Source organism: Bacillus sp. FSL K6-3431, from assembly GCF_038002605.1.
Lineage (GTDB): Bacteria > Bacillota > Bacilli > Bacillales > Bacillaceae_C > Lederbergia.
Map to the genome: position 1 here is coordinate 5051928 of NZ_JBBOCT010000001.1, position 20966 is coordinate 5072893.

The following is a 20966-nucleotide window of genomic DNA, read 5'->3' on the forward strand; positions in this document are numbered from 1 at the left end:
ATGAAAAAAATTGGTGTTTTAACGAGTGGTGGGGATGCTCCTGGCATGAACGCGGCAATTCGGGCTGTTGTTAGGAAATCGATTTATCACGATATTGAAGCATACGGTGTCTACCAAGGCTTCAGTGGCTTGATTTCAGGTAATATTAGCAAATTTGAGCTTGGCTCAGTTGGGGATATTATCCATCGCGGTGGAACAATGCTACGTTCTGCGCGGTGTAAAGAATTCGTAACAAAGGAAGGCCAGCAAAAAGGGATTGAACAATTACTAAAGTTTGGGCTAGACGGGCTTGTAGTAATTGGTGGAAATGGTTCCTATTTGGGTGCTAAGGCATTAACAGAGCAAGGATTTCCATGTATTGGAGTTCCCGCTACAATTGATAATGATATCCCGGGAACACAGTTTACAATCGGTTTTGATACCGCGTTAAATACAGTTCTTGACGCTGTCGATAGAATTCGTGATACAGCAACGTCACATGAGCGGACTTTTATTATTGAAGTAATGGGCCGTGATGCAGGGGATATTGCTCTTTGGGCGGGGCTTGCTGGAGGAGCTGAAACGGTTCTAGTTCCAGAAGAAGATTATGATCTAGATGATATTGCTGAAAGACTAAAAAGCGGTCAAAAACGTGGCAAGAAGCATAGTATCATCATTGTTGCAGAAGGTGTATCAAGCGGACCAAAGTTTGCCGAGGAGATATTCACGAAAACTAACATTGATACAAGGGTTTCTGTCCTAGGCCATATGCAAAGAGGTGGAACACCGACTGGATTTGATCGGGTATTAGCGAGTAGACTCGGTGCATTTGCTGTCGAACTGCTAATGGAAGGTAAGGGTGGACGTGCTGTTGGAATTGAAAAAGATATGCTTGTAGATGACGATATTTTGACTGTGCTAGAACAACCACATAATTTCCAATCTAGTATGTATAAATTATCAAAAGAATTGTCGATTTAACTTAATTCAGCAGAAGTCGCCAATTCTATAAGTGGCGATAAGAATGTAAATTTTCATTTTATTTAGTCGGGGGTTAAACCCCCGACTAAATAATAGAACGTTAAGATCGCCGCGTCCCGCGGCAACACCTGAGTAGCCAACATCCTGTTGGCCCAAGCCTCCGGCGGATGCACAGATTTTGAAGGGAGTTTCTCAATTCTCAATTTGGGGGCAATCAGCTGAAGCGCGATTGATCATGTTGTTAGATTTTTAGGAGGGTAATTTGATGAAGAAAACAAAAATAGTTTGTACAATTGGACCTGCAAGTGAAAATCCAGAAATACTAAAGCAATTAATAGAAGCAGGTATGAACGTAGCACGCTTGAATTTTTCGCATGGAGATCATGAAGAACATCGTTCGCGAATTGTTAACATTAGAAAAACAGCAAAAAAGGCTGGAAAACATGTTGGAATTTTATTAGATACAAAAGGTCCTGAAATAAGAACGCATGATATGGAAGGCGGTTCCATTGAACTTGAAGCTGGTACCGAAGTTATTATTTCAATGAATGAAGTTATCGGAACGGCTGAAAAGTTTTCCGTTTCTTATCCGGGTCTAATGAATGATATTCATACTGGTTCTACGATTTTGCTAGATGACGGATTGATAGCATTAGAAGTTATTAATACATTGATTGATAAAAGTGAAATTGTAACAAAGGTATTGAATAGTGGTACATTAAAGAATAAAAAAGGTGTAAACGTACCCGGTGTTTCTGTGAATCTTCCTGGTATGACTGAAAAAGATGCAAAAGATATTCTGTTTGGTATTGAGCAAGGTGTAGACTTTATTGCGGCTTCTTTTGTTAGAAGAGCAAGTGATGTATTAGAAATTAGAGAGTTGTTAGAGAAAAATGGCGGAATAAATATTGATATCATTCCTAAAATTGAAAATCAAGAAGGCGTAGATAATATTGATGAGATTTTACAGGTTTCTGATGGAGTAATGGTCGCACGTGGAGATCTTGGTGTAGAAATCCCGACGGAAGCTGTGCCACTTGTTCAGAAACAGCTTATTAAGAAATGTAATGAAGCTGGTAAGCCTGTAATTACTGCTACTCAAATGTTAGATTCTATGCAGCGGAATCCTCGCCCGACAAGAGCTGAAGCGAGTGATGTTGCGAATGCGATATTTGACGGATCAGACGCTGTCATGCTATCTGGTGAAACAGCTGCGGGTTCTTATCCTGTAGAAGCTGTCCAAACGATGCATAATATTGCATTAACTGCTGAACAAGCTTTGGATCATAAAGATATTCTCTCGGATTTTAGTAAGAATAGTGATCATAATATGACAGATGCGATTTGCCAGTCAGTCGCACACACAGCAATTAATCTGGAAGTTAGTGCAATTGTTACACCGACTGAAAGTGGACATACAGCAAGAATGGTTTCAAAATATCGTCCGAAAGCACCGATTGTAGCAGTAACTGCAAATGAACACGTTCTACGTAGATTAGCGTTAGTATGGGGCGTTTATCCTGAACTAGGACGCACTGTAGGTTCTACAGATGAAATGTTAGAGGATGCAGTGACAGAAAGCCTAGATACGGGTTTTGTTAAGCAAGGGGACCTTATTATCATTACTGGTGGTGTTCCAGTTGGTGAATCAGGTACAACGAATCTGATGAAGGTACATGTTGTAGGAGATGTCCTAGCAAAAGGCCAAGGTATTGGCAGAAAAACAGCTTTTGGAAGAGCAATGATCGTTACAAACGCGGCTGAGGCGAATGAAAAGGTAAAGCCAGGAGCAGTAATGGTTGCAATCGGCACGGATAAAGATATGGTCCCAGCTCTTGAGCAGTGCTCTGCATTAATAACAGAAGAAGGCGGCTTAACGAGTCATGCTGCTGTTGTTGGCATCAATCTAGGTATCCCTGTGATTGTTGGAGTGGAAGATGCATTATCATTATTTAAAGAAGGACAAGAAATAACTGTAGATGCAATTAGAGGCGTTATTTATAATGGACATGCTAGTGTCCTTTAAAGGTAAATGAAAAATTGTCTTGGACTTGCTAGCATGTCCAAGACAATTTTTTTAATATAATGATGGTTAATTGCAGGTTGTACAAACTTCGACATTATTCGCTAAGATAGATAGCAGGAACGTAGACAATTCTTCTCAGGATGTGGCAACTACTATCCTGTGGTGCAGTTTCGTTAATAATCAATGCATAAATTAGACAAAATCCATCATTTTTTTAAATATAGCTTTAGTAAAAGGATTAACGCCTATGTTATAATGAAAAAAAAGACGGGAAGTGATCCGTTTGAAATATTTATTCTTTGTTTTTATCATTGTACCAGCACTCGAAATTGGGTTATTTATTCTTGCTGGAAAATCAATTGGGGTACTTGCAACTGTGGCCCTTATTATTTTAACAGGTTTACTTGGTGCATATCTTGCGAAGCGTCAAGGTATGGAAGCATTGAAAAAAGTGCAAGAGCAATGGCGTCAAGGTCAGCCTCCGGGAAACGCAATGTTGGATGGGCTCTGTGTGTTAGTCGGTGGGATAATGCTATTAGCTCCGGGATTTATAACCGATATTATCGGTATGCTCTTACTTTTACCTATAACAAAAAACCTGATAAGACCACTATTGTTAAAAATGCTAAAAAAGCACTTTTTGCAAAAAAAACAAGTATATATATCGCTAAAAAAGAGCCAAACGGCTCTTTTTTTGCTGAGAAATTATTATGATCTTATGTATTGTAAAGTCGTTCTATTTTGAATATGAATCGAATCGAGGTGTTAGGCGCTTTTCTTAAGAACCATTAATATATGTCCATACATCACGAAAAACATTTGCTTTGTGTAAGGTAGTGATAAGCACGAGTGTAACGGGACCAACGATGAGACCGAGAAAACCAATTAACTTGAACCCGACAAATAACGCGATAAGCGTGGCGAGTGGGTTAAGTCCAATGTTGGAAGATAAAATTTTAGGTTCCATAACTTGTCGCTGTACAATGACTACCGTGTATAAAATACTAAGGCCTAATGCCAAACCATAATTACCGATGATTATTTGATAAATAATCCAAGGAATAAATACAAGTCCTGTTCCAAGATATGGCATTAAATCTACTATGCCAGTAATCAGTGCGATAGTAATGGCATAATTTATTTGCAATATCAACAATCCGACTAATACAATAACCAATGTAATGGAAATTAATGTGAGTTGAGCCTTTATGAAACCGAAAAGGGCTTTTTTCAAATCAATAAAGACTTTTCGACCACTTGTTTTTGCTTTTTCCGGTAGATAACGAGTGAATAAGTTGGAAAGTTTTTTCCAGTCTTTACTGATGAAAAACGTTGCAAGTAATGAAAAAATAATCACTGTAGCGGCATTGGGAATCCAAGATATGAGGGCAGGAAGTTTTACGAAAAAGTTTTGTAGAAACATTGTCGCGCTTTCGGTTATTTTATTTCCTGTAGATGTAATACTATTCATGATCGTATCTTGCCTGGCGCCATCCAAACCTTTTACCAAGCTTGCAAGTTTATTGTAGAATGGAATCACTTGACCGGCAAATAAATTTTCTAAATACGTAATTAAAGTACTTACTTGTTCAGGCACAACTTTAGATAAATAGGTTGTCCCATCTACAATTTCAGCAATTAATAATGTGATCAAGGCTGCAAAAATGGAGATCATCAGAAAAAGCGTTGTTACTACCGCGAGTCCACGTGGGAATTTCCATTTTTTTTCGAGAAATGTAACAGCTGGATTCAAGGCTAATGCTATGACTACAGCAATAATAAATGGATATGTTACTTTCCAAACAAAATATATGAGAATGACGGAAGTTAGTATTATTCCAACCACTAGAAAAAAACGGAATGCTTTAGCTAAATTTTCTCGTTTCATCAATTCTTCCCCACCTATTATATTCTTTTTGTATATAATAACATGATTGCTGGAACACAGTTAGTAAAAATGGGAAGGATGAGCAATTTGTTTAATCAATCACTTTTATTTTTAATTTTACTACTTACTATAGCACTTTTTGCGAAAAACCAATCGCTGATCATTGCGGTGGCAGTGCTACTTGTCCTTAAACTAGTTGGAGCAGATGAAAAAATCTTCACTACATTACAAACAAAAGGAATAAATTGGGGAGTAACTATTATTACAATTGCCGTCTTAGCGCCAATAGCAAGCGGATATATTGGATTTAAAGAACTAGGGTCTGCGATAAAATCTCCTTATGCCTGGATAGCACTCGGTGCTGGCATGGCTGTCGCAATTATTGCAAAATATGGAATCACACTGCTTTCCACAGATCCTCATATTACAACGGCGCTCGTAATAGGGACGATATTTGCTGTTGCCGTATTTAAAGGTGTCGCTGTTGGTCCATTGATAGGAGCTGGCATTGCATATATGGCCATGAGGTTGTTTGAGATATTTCGCGTTGGATAAAAATCGACGAAATTTTATCCTTTCTAAGCGTTTCCATTCCCAAAAGGTACAGAGTTGGTTATAATGGCAAGGGAAGCATTTTGCAGATGTTAAAAATAGACAAGATTTTTACCTCGTCTATAATAAATAATACATATTTATATGTATGTATTTCATGAGATTTTATATGGCAACTGCTCGATTGCTAAAAAGTTTGTATTACATAGCAATCTATTATTGCTCTGCAAATGGTGGGTGCAGTATTGGAAAAAGAATGATAAAAAGGAGAGATTTTTATTATGACAGCAACACGTGGACTGGAAGGCATAGTTGCAACTACTTCTTCTGTCAGTTCGATCATCGATGATACGCTTACATATGTTGGTTATAATATTGATGATTTAACTGAAAATGCAAGTTTTGAAGAAATCATTTATTTATTATGGCATCTTGAATTGCCAAATAAAGAACAGTTACAAGATCTAAAACAACAGCTTGCTAATAATATGGAGCTCCCAAAAGCAGTGATTGAAAGTTTTAAGACATTTCCAATCGATAAAGTTCATCCGATGGCAGCATTGCGTACTGCAGTATCTGCGCTCGGTCTTTATGATGATGAAGCTGATGTGATGGATAAAGAAGCAAACTATCGGAAGGCAATTCGTTTACAAGCAAAACTGCCTACGATTGTGGCGGCTTTTTCGCGCGTCCGCAAGGGGTTAGAACCAGTTGCTCCACGTATAGATATGGGCTTTGCAGAAAACTTTCTTTACATGATGAAAGGTGAACAACCAAAACCTATTGAAATCGAAGCTATGGACAAAGCATTGGTTCTACATGCCGACCATGAGCTTAATGCGTCTACATTCACAGCGCGTGTATGCGTAGCTACATTATCCGATGTATATTCAGGTGTTACAGCTGCAATTGGCGCGTTAAAAGGTCCTCTTCACGGTGGCGCGAATGAACAAGTAATGAAAATGCTTAGTGAAATAGGTACAGTGGAGAACGCCGAAGATTACATTCTAAATAAATTGAACAACAAAGAAAAAATTATGGGCTTTGGACATCGTGTGTACCGTAAGGGAGACCCTCGCGCGAAGCATTTGCGTGCTATGTCAAAAAAACTTACTGATATCACAGGTGAACCAGAATGGTATAATATTTCTGTAAAAGTAGAAGAGGTATTTACTTCACAAAAACCACTTCCGCCAAATGTTGATTTCTATTCGGCGTCTGTTTATCATAGCCTTGGAATGGACCATGATCTGTTTACACCGATCTTTGCAGTTAGTCGCGTATCTGGCTGGTTAGCTCATATTCTTGAACAGTATGAAAATAATCGACTTATTCGCCCGCGGGCGGAGTACACAGGCCCTGGATTGCGTAAATTTGTGCCAGTAAACGAGCGATAATAATTTAATCATTAGAAAATTTTACTTTTTTTTGATAACATATGTAGATGAGATTGAAACTGGAGGGAAAGTAATGTCACAAGGTGAAAAAATTACAGTAGAAAATGGTGTATTGAATACACCGAATAACCCAATCATTCCTTTTATTGAAGGAGACGGAATTGGTCCTGATATCTGGGCAGCTGCACAAAGAGTATTAGATGCTGCTGTTGAAAAAGCATATGCAGGAGAAAAGAAAATTGCATGGAAAGAAGTTTACGCAGGAGAAAAAGCTTTCGACAAAACTGGTGAATGGCTACCAGCAGAAACTTTAGATATCATCCGCGAATACTTTATTGCAATTAAAGGACCACTTACGACACCGATTGGCGGCGGATTCCGTTCATTGAACGTTGCACTTCGTCAAGAACTTGATTTGTTTGTATGCTTGCGTCCTGTACGCTATTTTGAAGGTGTACCTTCACCAATTAAACGCCCTGAAGATACTGACATGGTTATCTTCCGTGAAAACACAGAAGATATTTATGCGGGAATTGAGTATCAAGAAGGCTCTGCAGAAGTGAAAAAGTTAATTGAATTCTTACAAAATGAAATGGGCGCTGATAAAATCCGTTTCCCTGAAACATCCGGAATCGGCATTAAGCCTGTATCTTCAGAAGGAACGAAGCGTCTTGTTCGTGCAGCGATTAACTATGCGATTACAGAAGGACGTAAATCCGTTACACTTGTTCATAAAGGTAACATCATGAAGTTTACGGAAGGCGCGTTCAAAAACTGGGGATATGAACTTGCTGAAGAAGAATTCAGTGATAAAGTATTCACATGGAATCAATATGATAAAATTAAAGAAGAACAAGGAACAGATGCTGCAAATAAGGCACAATCAGATGCGGAAGCTGGTGGAAAAATCATCATTAAAGATGCGATTGCTGATATTTTCTTACAGCAAATCCTTACACGCCCGAAAGAGTTTGATGTTGTTGCAACAATGAACTTAAACGGTGACTATGTATCTGATGCACTTGCTGCACAAGTTGGCGGAATTGGAATTGCTCCTGGCGCAAACATCAACTACGAAACTGGACATGCAATTTTTGAAGCTACGCACGGTACAGCTCCTAAATATGCTGGACAAGATAAAGTAAACCCATCATCTGTTCTTCTTTCAGGCGTACTTATGCTTGAACATCTTGGATGGAATGAAGCAGCAGAATCTATCATCAAATCCGTTGAGAAGACAATTGAATCTAAAGTTGTTACTTACGATTTTGCACGTTTAATGGATGGTGCTACAGAAGTAAAAACATCTGAGTTTGCAACGGCATTAATTGAAAACCTATAATAACTTGAACAACGGCTAAGAACGCCACGTCGTGTGGCAAAGCCATCGTGCGAGCCTAAGCGAAAGCGCTCGTTAAGCGACGTACAAACTGCGCCCACATGATGTGGGATTGACTCCTAAGGTTTGGTAGCCGTTAAGCGTTCTAGCTGGTCAATAGAAAAACGCCTGTAGTTTAGTTTGGAGAATGATCCGCGTGTGTATGCCGTTACTTTCCGGCTGCACGCGCATCTTCATATTTTTTATCCTTTAGAAGGAAGGGAAAGTACCTATGACAATGAAACGGAAAAAGATTTCAATAATCGGCGGTGGCTTTACTGGTGCTACAACAGCATTTTTAGTAGCACAAAAAGAACTTGGAGATGTTGTACTCGTTGATATTCCACAAATGGAAAATCCGACTAAAGGAAAAGCTTTAGATATGCTTGAAGCAGGTCCAGTTCAAGGGTTTGATGCAAACATTACTGGGACATCTAACTATGAAGACACGAAAGACTCGGACGTTGTTGTCATTACAGCAGGCATTGCACGTAAACCTGGCATGAGTCGTGATGATTTGGTTCAAACAAACCAAAAAGTCATGAAAAGTGTCACAAAGGAAATTGTTAAGCATTCTCCAAACTGCTACATCATCGTTTTAACAAATCCAGTTGACGCGATGACATATACAGTATTTCAAGAGTCTGGTTTTCCAAAGAATCGTGTAATTGGACAATCAGGTGTTTTAGATTCTGCTCGTTTCCGTACTTTCGTTGCACAGGAATTAAACCTATCTGTGAAGGATATAACCGGTTTTGTACTTGGTGGACATGGTGATGATATGGTCCCTCTTGTCCGTTATTCTTACGCAGGTGGCATTCCGCTTGAGACACTTATTCCAAAAGAGCGTTTGGACGCAATCGTCGAGCGCACACGTAAAGGCGGCGGTGAAATTGTCAATTTATTAGGAAATGGCAGCGCATATTATGCACCCGCAGCATCGCTTGTCGAAATGGTTGAAGCAATTGTCAAAGACCAACGGCGTGTTATTCCTACTATTGCTTATCTTGAAGGGGAATATGGATATGATGGTATTTACCTTGGAGTACCAACAATCCTTGGAAAAGACGGCATTGAACAAATCATCGAATTAAAATTGACTGAGGAAGAAAAAGCAGCGTTGCAACAATCTGCTGACTCTGTTAAAGAAGTGATGAAAGTTTTAGCATAAAAGAAACAAGGTTAAGAAAAGTCGGCCGAATCATTCATTATAATTCGGCCGACTTTTTCTGTGTTATTATACATATATATATATAATTTGAAACCGCTTTAAAAAACATGGGGGTGCATATATTGTTATTGGGGAAAAAACGCAAGCTCGGTAGAAATCTGGAAGAAATATCTGTTGGTGAGAAATTGTCTTTAACAGAAAAAATAGAAGATAGAGACCTACTCCTGTTTTTAGGTTTAACTAATGATGCTAATCCTCTTTATATCCAGCATGATTATGCCTCACAAACAGATTATAAAAAGCCGATCGTGCCTGCCATTATGCTTACGGGAATCATTACTTCCGCTGTATCGAAATATTTACCTGGACCTGGATCGCATATTATAAAACAGGATATAGAATTTTTAAAACCAGTTTACCACTATGCTACTATCCAATTTTCATTTGAAGTAACTGAAGTACATAGAGAGAATAAAACTGTTAACGTACATGTGGAAGCGTTAGACGAAGCAGGTGATCGAGTGATCGATTCAAATTTACTTATTTGTCCGCCTCGAGCAATAGACAATAACTAGAAAAAAATAATGTTCATAATTTATTTAGGGGCCATGTTCATTTGAACTTGGCCTCTGGTATGTAAAGGTTAAACCTGAAAGAAAGATAAACATGAATATTTAAAATTAAAAGGTATTAAAGTGCGAGTTCAAAAAGGTGCCAAATTAGAAACAAGAAGTTCGAGGCGCGAAGGTTTTGAGGATCGGAGCGTATGCTTTTAATACGTGAGAACCGGAAAAACCGAGCAATGAAGAAATTCGCCGTTTATCATTTGGTGACTTTTTGAACATCCTCTTAAAGATATGAAACTTTATGATCAGTGTTTCGTATAGACATGAAGAGAGAGATTAAGAGAAAGGAAAGTGGCGTAATGAGTTTAAAAAGGGTTTATACAGTTACAGGACTTATTGTTACGATCATTGCACTCGTGATTATTTTATTTACATCTTGGTATACGCTAGATGAATCTGATCAAGCTGTCATTCTAACATTTGGTGAAGCGGAGGAAACAGTAACAGATCCAGGTCTACGCTTCAAACTTCCATGGCCAATCCAACGTGTGGAAAAGTTAGCACGTGAAACGCTTAAGCTGGAATTTGGATTTGAGGAAAGTGATGGCAGTAAAAGTGAAACGAAAATGATCACAGGCGATGAAAATATTGTATTAGCAGATCTTGTCGTCCAATGGAAAATAACCGATCCGCAAAAGTATTTGTTTAATTCTGAAGAACCAAAAAAGATCTTATCTAATGCAACGTCTGCTTCATTAAGAAGCATTATAGGTAGTTCCAAAATTGACGATGCATTAACGTCTGGTAAAGCAGAAATAGAGGGCAATGTTCGCGAACTTTTAACTACATTAATGGATAAGTATGATGTAGGAATATCGATTTTAGCAGTTACCTTGAAAGATGTTGAATTGCCAAATGAGGAAGTCCGCAGCGCCTTTACAGCCGTAACAGATGCGAGAGAAACGATGAATACAAAAATTAACGAAGCAAAAAAATACGAGAATAAAAGAATGAATGAAGCAAAAGGAGAGGAAGCAGCAATAGATTCAAAAGCGAAAGGGGAAAAAGCTGCTAGACTTGAAGCCGCACGAGGTGATGTAGCAGTTTTTAATAAGTTATATGAACAATATAAGACGAATCCTGAAATTACGAGAGAACGTTTGACGTTAGAGACGTTAGAACAAGTATTGCCTGGAGCTGAAATTTACATCATGAAAGATGATGGAAATACATTAAAATACTTCCCTATTCGTCCAGTAGAGCGAGAACAAGCTGTCGAAAAAGAAGAAGAGGGGAGCAAAGAATAATGGATAAAAAGGTAGTCAATTTAGATAGTAAAAAAACAATTGAATTGGAATGGAAAAAATACGCAAAGCTAGGTATGTTCTTCATTATCTTGATTGTATTATTCGCTCTTTTTTTGACGAGTGCTTTTATTGTAAAAGAAGGTGAATATAAAGTAGTTCGTCAATTCCAAGAAGTCGTAAGCATCAAAAGTGAGCCTGGTCTAGCTTTTAAGATCCCGTTTATTCAAACAGTATCAACATTACCTAAATATCAGATGGCATATGATGTTTCGCAAGCTGAAATTAATACAAAAGATAAAAAGCGAATGATCATTGATAATTATGCTGTTTGGAAGATTGATGACCCTGGAAAAATGATCACAAACGCAAGAACCGTGGTTAATGCAGAATCGCGTATGGAGGAATTTATTTATTCAGTTGTACGTGCTGAGCTGGGACAATTGGAATATGATGAGATTATTAACGATGAAAAGTCGTCACGTGGAAGCTTCAATGATAGAGTAACAATGAAAGTAAATGAATTACTTTCCAAAGATGAATATGGAATTATCGTTACAGATGTGCGGACGAAACGAACAGATTTACCTCAGGAAAACGAAAATTCCGTATATACAAGAATGGTTTCTGAACGAGAATCTAAAGCCCAAGAGTATTTATCAATTGGTGATGCTGAGAAAAACCGGATCACTGCAGAAACAGATCGGAAAGTCCGTGAGACTTTATCAAAAGCTCAAGCGAATGCGGAAGTCATCCGTTCTGAAGGGGAGGGAGAAGCAGCAAAAATGTATAATAACTCCTTTTCAAAAGACCGTGAATTCTACAGTTTATTTCGAACACTTGAAACATACAAGAAAACGATTGGAGAAGATACAGTTATTGTCATTCCATCTGACTCACCGTATGCTCGTTTGTTAATGGGTTATACAGAGTGAACTGGTTTCAGTACCTAAAACATCGGGAGGATCATCCTCACCTGATTGGTTAATTCTTAATGTGCCTACTGCACGGTCTTGTGACTGTGTAGTATTTTTGTTTTGAGTTCGAAGATAAGGAAATAATGGTAAGATTCCGGAATTAATAGGAAGGTCACAGAATAATTGTCTAATCTCGCGAAATGCATCACCAGTGTCACGGAATAGTAACGTTTCGTATATGTTCTAACATCATGTTTGAGCAAAAGATAGTTATTTTCACTTTAATGGTTCAACATGATAAAATAAAGATAACAAACGGATGAACGAATATGCTCCACTTGGGAGGAATATGAATGAAGAAAAAATTAATGTTAATTGACGGCAATAGTATTGCATATCGGGCTTTTTTCGCCTTACCACTTTTAAACAACGATAAAGGTATACATACAAATGCAGTGTACGGCTTCACTACGATGCTGATGAAAGTGCTTGAGGATGAAAAGCCGACACATATTCTAGTTGCGTTTGATGCGGGAAAAACAACATTCCGTCACAAAACATTTTCAGAATATAAAGGTGGCCGTCAAAAGACACCCCCAGAGTTGTCGGAACAGTTTCCGTTCATTAGGGAACTATTGGATGCATATGGAATTGAACGTTATGAACTTGAAAACTATGAAGCGGATGACATAATCGGTACACTTGCGGTGAAAGCAGCACAGGATGGCTTCGAAGTAAAGGTCATTTCTGGAGATAAGGATTTAACACAATTAAGTACGGATCAAGTTACGGTAGGTATTACGAGAAAAGGAATTACGGACATTGAAGTGTACACTCCCGCTCATATAATGGAGAAATATGGCCTTACACCTGAACAAATCATTGATATGAAAGGTTTGATGGGGGATCAGTCTGATAATATACCTGGTGTTCCTGGAGTAGGCGAAAAAACAGCTATCAAGCTTTTAAAACAATTCCCTACACTTGAGGAGTTACTTGAAAATATCGATAAAGTCGGTGGCAAGAAACTGAAAGAAAATCTAACTGAATTTAAGGAACAAGCTGTGATGAGCAAAGAGCTTGCAACGATTACAACGGAAGCACCAATTAAAGTAGATGTGGATAAGCTTCTGTTTGAAGGTTACGATACAGAAAAATTAACCGCTGTATTTAAAGAACTTGGTTTTAACTCATTGCTTGGAAAATTAGATGGAGCAGAAGATACAGAAATGATTGCTGATACAATGCTCGATGTTCCTTTTCAGACAGTAGAATCTATTACCGATGATATATTTGCAGTGGAAAATACTCTTTACGTAGAAGTTTTGGAAGATAATTATTATACAGCAGAGATCGCTGGTTTTGGTTTGTCCAATGAACATGGGCATTACTATTTACCAACAGATATAGCACTCCAATCAAATGCCTTTAAATCGTGGGCGGAAGATGTGACTAAAAAGAAACGTGTGTATGATGCTAAGCGCTCTGTAGTTGCTTTGAAAAGACATGATATAGATCTACAAGGGATTGATTTTGATTTATTACTCGTATCATACCTACTTAACCCTTCCGAAGCGACGGAGGATTTTGCTGGTGTGGCAAAACGACATCAGTATACAGATGTTCAGACAGATGAAGCTGTATACGGCAAGGGTGCAAAGAAAAAAGTGGCTGAAGGCGATATACTTGCCGAACATCTTGCACGAAAGGCAGTTGGGATTGCAGAATTATATGATCCATGTTTAGAGGAACTAGAAAAAAATGAACAGACAGATTTATTTTATGATCTGGAGCTACCCTTAGCACTGATATTAGCCAAAATGGAATATACCGGAATCAAAGTAGATGTACAGAGACTGGAAGAAATGAAAATAGAAATAGGTGGTCGCCTATCTGAAATTGAAGAGAAAATTCATCGTCTTGCGGGTGAAGAATTTAATATTAATTCACCTAAGCAGCTCGGAGTAATTTTATTTGAACATCTTGGCTTGCCGGCAATTAAAAAAACGAAAACGGGCTATTCCACTGCAGCAGATGTTTTGGAAAAATTAGAGCCTGAGCATGAAATTATTAGGGAGATTCTCGACTACCGCCAACTAGGGAAATTACAATCGACATATATTGAAGGCTTGCTGAAAGTGGTTAACCAAGACACGCATAAAGTGCATACTCGCTTTAATCAAGCATTAACTTCAACGGGAAGGCTTAGCTCCATTGATCCAAATCTCCAAAATATCCCGATTCGTCTCGAAGAAGGGCGGAAAATTCGTCAAGCCTTCATTCCGTCACAGGAAGATTGGGTATTATTCGCTGCTGACTACTCGCAAATTGAATTGCGTGTGCTCGCCGATATTGCGAAGGATGATAAATTAATTGAAGCCTTTACGAATGATATGGATATCCATACAAAAACAGCGATGGATGTGTTTCATGTAAGTCCAGATGAAGTGACATCAAATATGCGCCGGCAAGCAAAGGCAGTAAATTTCGGTATTGTTTATGGCATCAGTGATTATGGTCTATCTCAAAGCCTTGGTATTACAAGAAAAGAAGCCGGTCAATTCATCGATCGCTATTTAGACAGTTTTCCTGGGGTAAAAGATTATATGGATGACATTATTGCGGATGCAAGAGAAAAAGGGTTTGTGGAGACCCTTTTGCATAGAAGACGTTATATTCCAGAGATTACAAGCCGAAATTTCAACTTACGAAGCTTTGCAGAAAGAACAGCGATGAATACACCTATTCAAGGAAGTGCAGCGGATATCATTAAAAAGGCGATGATCGATATGGCTGCAAGGCTTGAAAAGGAAGGCTTGCAAACACGACTATTGCTTCAAGTACATGATGAATTGATTTTTGAGGCACCGAAAGATGAAATTGAGATTCTTAAAGAAATTGTTCCTGATGTAATGGAACACGCACTTAAGCTAAATGTGCCGCTTAAAGTGGAATATTCCTATGGGTCTACATGGTATGATGCGAAATAGGATTAATAGATTAGAGAGGATGTTCAAAAGGTTACCAAATGATAAACGTCGAATTTCTTCGTTGGCAATTAGGTACTTCTTCTAAGGAAAGAGGAACCTCTGTTAAGATCGCCCACGTTCTGTGAGCAACACAGAGGTCAGCACATCCTGTGCAAGTCTGATCCTCAAAACCTTCTCGCCTCGAACTAATTTGGCACCACTTTGAACATGCACTTAAAGAATATTCGGAGGTGACGGTGATGCCCGAATTACCGGAAGTGGAAGCCGTCCGCAAGTCTTTAGTTGAGCTTGTTGTCGGAAAAACAATAAAATATGTCACTATTGGTTGGCCAAAAATAGTAAAGAAACCATTGGAAATCGAACAGTTTCAAGATGCTTTACGAGGACAAACGATTCTCGATGTAAGTAGAAGAGGTAAATTTTTAATTTTATTATCAGATGATTATGCACTTGTTTCACATTTGCGAATGGAAGGTAATTATTCTGTGAGACATGAAAATGATCCTGAAGAAAAACATACACATATTGTGTTTCATTTCGTCGATGGAACAGAACTGCGTTATCGAGATGTACGTAAGTTCGGAACGATGCATCTGTTTACAAAAGGAACAGAACATACGGAGCTTCCTTTAGCTAAACTAGGACCGGAACCATTTGCTGAAGAATTTACACAATTATATTTTAAAGAGAAATTAATGAAAACGGACAGAATGATTAAGGCTGTGCTACTCGATCAAACGATCGTTACTGGTCTTGGGAATATATATGTAGATGAAGCATTGTTCAGATCAAATATTCATCCAGAACGTAGGGCGAAGTCACTTACTGATCAAGAAATCAAGCTTTTACGTGAGCAGGCTGGAGCGACATTGGTAGAATCAATCGAGGCTGGGGGCAGCTCCGTTAACACATATATGAATTCCCATGGTGAAATCGGAACATACCAGGAACGCCTTTTAGTATATGGAAAAAAAGGTGAAGGCTGTAAAGTATGCGGCATCCCACTTGAAAAAATAAGAGTAGCAGGTAGAGGAACTCATTTTTGCCCTAATTGTCAAAAAAAATAGACCTACACAATGTGGAGGCCCACGATGTGGGTTTGCTCGGTGTTGCCAAACGACGTGGCGTTCTTAACCGAACATCATTACTTTGAGCATCATTACTCTTCCACTAATTCATGCTTCATTGCTTCAGCAACCATTCAAAGAGCTTGCGCTTTTCTATTAACCACAATCAATCCTTTCTCATACAATGAGTTATCGACTTTGACTTATTTGTAAGGGAAGGGGCTTGGAAATGGGTTTTTCTTTAGCATTACTATTGCTTGCCGTCGCAATTAGTCTTGACAGCTTCAGTACTGGACTCGCATATGGACTTAGGAAAATGCGAATTCCATTGAAATCGATTTTAATTATTGCATTATGTACTGCAGTATCCTTAGGCGTGGCAATGCTAGCAGGCCAATTAGTTCAACAATTGCTCAGTGTGACATTTGCTAATCGGCTTGGAGGCAGCATTTTAATATTGATCGGTGCCTTAGTTATCTACCAGTTTTTAAAAAAAGAAAATGATTCGACTAATGTAAATGAAACCCTTGTTTTTAACTGGGAAATAAAAACACTTGGTGTCGTTATTCATATTTTAAAAAAACCGACTAGAGCAGACTTCGATAAGTCAGGAACAGTGACGGGATTAGAAGCACTTATGCTTGGAGTGGCACTGTCTCTTGATGCTTTTGGAGCCGGAATTGGTGCCGCTATGCTTGGGTTTTCTCCGATTTTATTAGCTGTTTGTGCAGCCCTCATGAGTGGAATATTTCTTGCTAGCGGATTACAAATCGGGCAAATATTTTCAAAATCAAGTTGGTTTCAAAAGTTGGCATTTCTCCCTGGGGTCTTATTAATGTTTATTGGATTATTAAAAATGTAAAATGAAAGAGGCACATTTATGGCACAAGTTATTGGACTAACTGGTGGGATTGCAAGTGGAAAAAGCACCGTTTCAAATATGTTAAATGATCTTGGTTTTACAATTGTTGATGCAGATCTGGCAGCAAGGGCTGTTATGGTACCAGGAGAAAAAGCGTACACTCAGACTGTTGATAGTTTTGGGAAAGGTCTACTTTTAAATGATGGGGAAATTAATAGGGAAAAGCTTGGATCCATCATTTTTCATGATGAGGAGAAGCGGAAATTACTGAATAGTATTGTTCATCCTGCTGTCCGGCAAAAAATGAATGAATGGAAAGAAACAGCGATCGCTAAGGGCAAGCAGACGATAATTTACGATGTTCCATTATTATTTGAAAGTAATGTAACTCATTTAGTTGGTAAAGTAATTTTGATATATGTTAATGAAGCCGTTCAGCTGGAAAGGTTGATGGATAGAAATAAATTGACCGAATTAGAAGCCAAAGCTCGGATTACATCACAGCTGCCTTTACGTGAAAAGCTAAAACTGGCAGATGCAGTTATTGATAATAATGATTCGATTGAAAAAACTAGACTTCAAATAGAAAAGTTAATTAAAAATTGGAAAATGCAACCATAAACCATTATCCTAACCGAGTGAACGCGTTTTAGCACCAGAAACATCGTGGAATCAGGAGGGGTCTTAACCCTAAAGCAAAATCGGGATAAAGATAGCATTCTTAAATCTGGAGTGAAAGTAACATGCACTCCTTTTTTTCTTGCTCATCGATGGAAAGCTTGATACGAAATTTTTCCAACTATGATGCCGAGGTCAATAGTTGCAACAGAAGATAGTGATCTTTATTCGAAAGAACCATATCGGGAATACTTATCCAACATAGGTTAATAAGTAAGAGATTTGTACTTTTGTTTTTTCTCCTTAAAGTAAGGTATAATATGAAGAAGTACTTTGAGGAACGGAGCGATTACAATGAAATGCCCTTCTTGTCATCACAATGGCACTCGAGTTGTTGATTCGAGGCCTGCTGATGAAATTAGATCCATTAGAAGAAGACGTGAATGCGAGAAATGTTCTTATCGATTTACGACATTTGAAAGAGTAGAAGAAACGCCTTTAATCGTCGTAAAAAAGGAAGGTATTCGCGAAGAGTTCAGTCGGGATAAAATATTACGCGGACTCATTCGTGCATGTGAAAAACGACCAGTTGCATTGAATCAACTTGAAAAAATCACGCATGATATTGAACGTGACCTGCGTAATCAAGGACAGGCGGAAGTAAACTCAGATAAAATTGGTGAAATGGTGATGGATAAACTAGCAAGAATTGATGAAGTTGCTTATGTAAGATTTGCATCTGTTTATCGCCAATTTAAGGATATAAATGTTTTTTTAGACGAACTAAAAGACTTGATTAAAAAAGACTAAATGAAAGTGTGATTGACATGAAGCAGCATTGGAATGAAGTTCAGCCAGTCGACTCATTTTCAGTTACAATGAATGGTACTTTGCATCAACATGACAAAAAAATTATTACGTTCTTATACCAGCCGTTGATCGGACCTATTTGTACAAGTTTCTATACTACACTTTGGCACGCAGTAGAAGAAAATAGATTGTGGTCCGAAGAATGGTCCCATTATCATTTAATGAATTTACTTGGATTAAACCTGCAAGATATTTACCATGCAAGACTGAAACTTGAGGGAATAGGCTTATTAAAAACATATATAAAAAGCGAAAGAGAAGCTAGATCGTTTGTTTATGAATTACAGTCTCCGCTTTCAGCTGAGCAATTTTTTACTGATGGTATGCTTAATATTTATTTATATCAAAAACTAGGTCAATCGCATTTTCTTAAGCTGAAAAAAACATTTACTGACAAGCAGATGGATACACAAGCATATCAAGAAGTTACCCGATCCTTTCAAGATGTATTTACCTCGTTGGGGGAACAAAGCCTTCAAAACATTGACGGTCATGAAGCAAGTGAGCTAGAACAAGGCCAAGCCTTTTTTAAAAAAGAAGAAGCAAGTCAGATTTATATTGATGGAAAAGGCTTTGATTTTGATTTATTACTTGCGGGACTTACTGAAATGATGGTTCCTAGAAAGTTTTTCACAGAGGCGGTAAAAGACTCTATTGCTAAGCTATCTTTTATATACGGAATCAATGCAATTCAAATGCAAAATATTGTACTTGCAAGTGTGACGGCTGACCATCATCTTGATATTGATGAGCTTCGTAAAGCAGCACGCGATTGGTATCAGATGGAAAATGAAGATAAACTACCACAACTAATTGATCGTCATCAACCACTTAATCATCGTGAAAGTAACACACAAAGGGATACACCAGAAAGTCGACTCGTTTATTATTTAGAGACTGTTTCTCCGCGGCAATTGCTTATTGACTTATCTGATGGTGCGACACCTGCAAAATCTGATCTTCACGCAGTTGAAGATATAATGTTTCAACAGAAGCTACTGCCAGGGGTCACTAATGTACTTATTCATTATGTAATGTTAAGAACGGATATGAAATTATCCAAAAATTATTTGGAAAAAATCGCATCCCATTGGTCAAGAAAAAAAATTACAACTGTTCAATCAGCGATGGAAATTGCCAAAAGTGAACATCGTCAATATCAAGAATGGGCAACAGGGAATAAAGACACGAAACAACGAAAAAACAAAGTTACACGTAAAGAAAAATTACCTGATTGGTTCGTCTCTAATGAGAAATCTAGTGAGACAGTAAAAAAAGTAGAATCTAAGGAATTAGAAGAGAAACGTCGACGAGCAGAAGAAATTCAAAGAAAATACAAGAAAAATGGAGGTGAAAAAGGTGGAGCGGATTAATGAGACGCTTAGCAAACTATCAAAATCACCAGGTTTTCAAGAGCGATACGAAGACTTAAAAGCAGAAGTTTTATCAAACTCGGAAATACAGTCTTTTATTAAGGCTAATCAAGGCAGTATTACAAATGAGATTATTGAAAATCATTTGATGAAACTTTATGAGTATATGACACAGACAAAAAAGTGTAAGGATTGTCCAGGCCTTGGTCATTGTGTAAATATGATGCAGGGGTATGAACCTTCTCTTGTATTGGAAGGTAATGTAATTGAAGTGCGATATCGTCCTTGTCCATCAAAACTCGTTCATGATGAACGTAAAAAAGCGGAAAAACTGATTAAAAGTATTTATGTGCCAAAAGAAATTCTGGCTGCTTCATTTGCGGATTTCTCATTGGATAGTCCTGGAAGAATACATGCATTTGAGTATGCAGAACAATTTGCATCTAAATATGATCCTGGAAGCGCGATGAAGGGATTGTATTTATATGGAAGCTTCGGTATCGGGAAATCTTATCTGCTCGGGGCAATTGCGAATCAGCTAGCTGAAAAGGAAATATCTTCTTTGATCGTATATGTCCCAGAATTTTTGCGGGAAATGAAACAATCTCTTGGGGATCAAACATTAAATTCCAAACTTGAAGCAGTGAAAAATGCCAAAATTCTTATGCTTGATGATATTGGAGCAGAAGCAATGTCAAGCTGGACAAGAGATGAAGTTTTAGGTTCCATTCTACAATTCAGAATGCATGAGCAGCTACCAACCTTTTTTACTTCTAATTTTGATTTCAACGGACTTGAGCATCATTTAACATATACGCAACGTGGAGAAGAAGAGAAAATGAAAGCAGCAAGAATTATGGAGCGTATAAAATATTTATCAACCCCTATTAAATTAGATGGGCCAAATCGAAGACATCAATGAGCACCTGCAAATTGCAGGTGTTTTTTATTTGAAATATCTGTAGTCGGGGACTTACCTTAAATTCATAGGTCTAGTCCGTCCTACCTCTCATATACATGTAACAAA

18 protein-coding genes are annotated in these 20966 nt (G+C 38.0%); 17 read left to right on the forward strand and 1 reads right to left on the reverse strand.

The window, feature by feature from the left end; genetic code table 11:
* The 3 genes from pfkA (at position 1) to MHB53_RS24090 (ending at position 3731) form a co-directional block, all read left to right on the forward strand.
* Positions 1-960 carry a 6-phosphofructokinase gene (pfkA, locus tag MHB53_RS24080; RefSeq protein WP_340923421.1) on the forward strand — a complete coding sequence of 320 codons (960 nt, stop codon included), beginning with the start codon at positions 1-3 and terminating at the stop codon, positions 958-960.
* Between the two features lie 265 nt (positions 961-1225).
* Positions 1226-2986, forward strand: a complete 1761-nt coding sequence (gene pyk / locus MHB53_RS24085) for a pyruvate kinase (RefSeq protein ID WP_340923423.1) — start codon at positions 1226-1228, stop codon at positions 2984-2986.
* Positions 2987-3269: 283 nt separating this feature from the next.
* Positions 3270-3731: an FxsA family protein gene (locus MHB53_RS24090; RefSeq protein WP_340923425.1), complete on the forward strand. Its 462-nt coding sequence runs from the start codon at positions 3270-3272 to the stop codon at positions 3729-3731.
* Between the two features lie 33 nt (positions 3732-3764).
* Here MHB53_RS24090 and ytvI read toward each other — a convergent pair whose 3' ends face one another.
* Positions 3765-4874 carry a sporulation integral membrane protein YtvI gene (ytvI, locus tag MHB53_RS24095; RefSeq protein WP_340924960.1) on the reverse strand — a complete coding sequence of 370 codons (1110 nt, stop codon included), beginning with the start codon at positions 4872-4874 and terminating at the stop codon, positions 3765-3767.
* A gap of 87 nt (positions 4875-4961) precedes the next feature.
* Here ytvI and MHB53_RS24100 point away from each other — a divergent pair, with 87 nt between their 5' ends.
* From MHB53_RS24100 to dnaI, 14 genes are all read left to right on the forward strand, one after another.
* Positions 4962-5429 (forward strand): DUF441 domain-containing protein, encoded by a 468-nt coding sequence (locus tag MHB53_RS24100; RefSeq protein ID WP_340923427.1) that lies wholly within the window; start codon positions 4962-4964, stop codon positions 5427-5429.
* Between the two features lie 278 nt (positions 5430-5707).
* A complete protein-coding gene (citZ, locus tag MHB53_RS24105; protein WP_340923429.1) occupies positions 5708-6823 on the forward strand; it encodes a citrate synthase in 1116 nt (371 codons plus the stop codon).
* Between the two features lie 73 nt (positions 6824-6896).
* Positions 6897-8165, forward strand: a complete 1269-nt coding sequence (icd, locus tag MHB53_RS24110) for an NADP-dependent isocitrate dehydrogenase (protein ID WP_340923432.1) — start codon at positions 6897-6899, stop codon at positions 8163-8165.
* Positions 8166-8433: 268 nt separating this feature from the next.
* Positions 8434-9372, forward strand: a complete 939-nt coding sequence (gene mdh, locus MHB53_RS24115; RefSeq protein WP_340923434.1) for a malate dehydrogenase — start codon at positions 8434-8436, stop codon at positions 9370-9372.
* A gap of 122 nt (positions 9373-9494) precedes the next feature.
* The gene (locus tag MHB53_RS24120) at positions 9495-9947 is read left to right on the forward strand and encodes a MaoC/PaaZ C-terminal domain-containing protein (protein ID WP_340923437.1); all 453 of its coding nucleotides are present in this window, start codon (positions 9495-9497) and stop codon (positions 9945-9947) included.
* A 350-nt stretch (positions 9948-10297) separates the two neighbouring features.
* The gene (hflK, locus tag MHB53_RS24125; RefSeq protein ID WP_340923440.1) at positions 10298-11245 is read left to right on the forward strand and encodes an FtsH protease activity modulator HflK; all 948 of its coding nucleotides are present in this window, start codon (positions 10298-10300) and stop codon (positions 11243-11245) included.
* Positions 11245-12177, forward strand: a complete 933-nt coding sequence (gene hflC, locus MHB53_RS24130) for a protease modulator HflC (protein WP_340923443.1) — start codon at positions 11245-11247, stop codon at positions 12175-12177. The genes hflK and hflC overlap by 1 nt, the downstream gene beginning before the upstream one ends.
* 335 nt (positions 12178-12512) lie before the next feature.
* The gene (polA, locus tag MHB53_RS24135) at positions 12513-15149 is read left to right on the forward strand and encodes a DNA polymerase I (RefSeq protein ID WP_340923445.1); all 2637 of its coding nucleotides are present in this window, start codon (positions 12513-12515) and stop codon (positions 15147-15149) included.
* Between the two features lie 239 nt (positions 15150-15388).
* Positions 15389-16216, forward strand: a complete 828-nt coding sequence (mutM, locus tag MHB53_RS24140) for a DNA-formamidopyrimidine glycosylase (RefSeq protein WP_340923447.1) — start codon at positions 15389-15391, stop codon at positions 16214-16216.
* 229 nt (positions 16217-16445) lie between these two features.
* On the forward strand, positions 16446-17078 hold the full coding sequence (gene ytaF, locus MHB53_RS24145) for a sporulation membrane protein YtaF (protein ID WP_340923449.1): 633 nt from the start codon (positions 16446-16448) through the stop codon (positions 17076-17078).
* Between the two features lie 18 nt (positions 17079-17096).
* Positions 17097-17699: a dephospho-CoA kinase gene (gene coaE / locus MHB53_RS24150; protein WP_340923451.1), complete on the forward strand. Its 603-nt coding sequence runs from the start codon at positions 17097-17099 to the stop codon at positions 17697-17699.
* A 351-nt stretch (positions 17700-18050) separates the two neighbouring features.
* Positions 18051-18506 carry a transcriptional regulator NrdR gene (gene nrdR, locus MHB53_RS24155; protein ID WP_340924963.1) on the forward strand — a complete coding sequence of 152 codons (456 nt, stop codon included), beginning with the start codon at positions 18051-18053 and terminating at the stop codon, positions 18504-18506.
* A gap of 17 nt (positions 18507-18523) precedes the next feature.
* The gene (locus MHB53_RS24160; protein WP_340923454.1) at positions 18524-19939 is read left to right on the forward strand and encodes a replication initiation and membrane attachment family protein; all 1416 of its coding nucleotides are present in this window, start codon (positions 18524-18526) and stop codon (positions 19937-19939) included.
* Positions 19926-20861: a primosomal protein DnaI gene (dnaI, locus tag MHB53_RS24165; protein WP_340923456.1), complete on the forward strand. Its 936-nt coding sequence runs from the start codon at positions 19926-19928 to the stop codon at positions 20859-20861. Before MHB53_RS24160 ends, dnaI begins: the two co-directional genes overlap by 14 nt.
* Positions 20862-20966 lie beyond the last annotated feature (105 nt).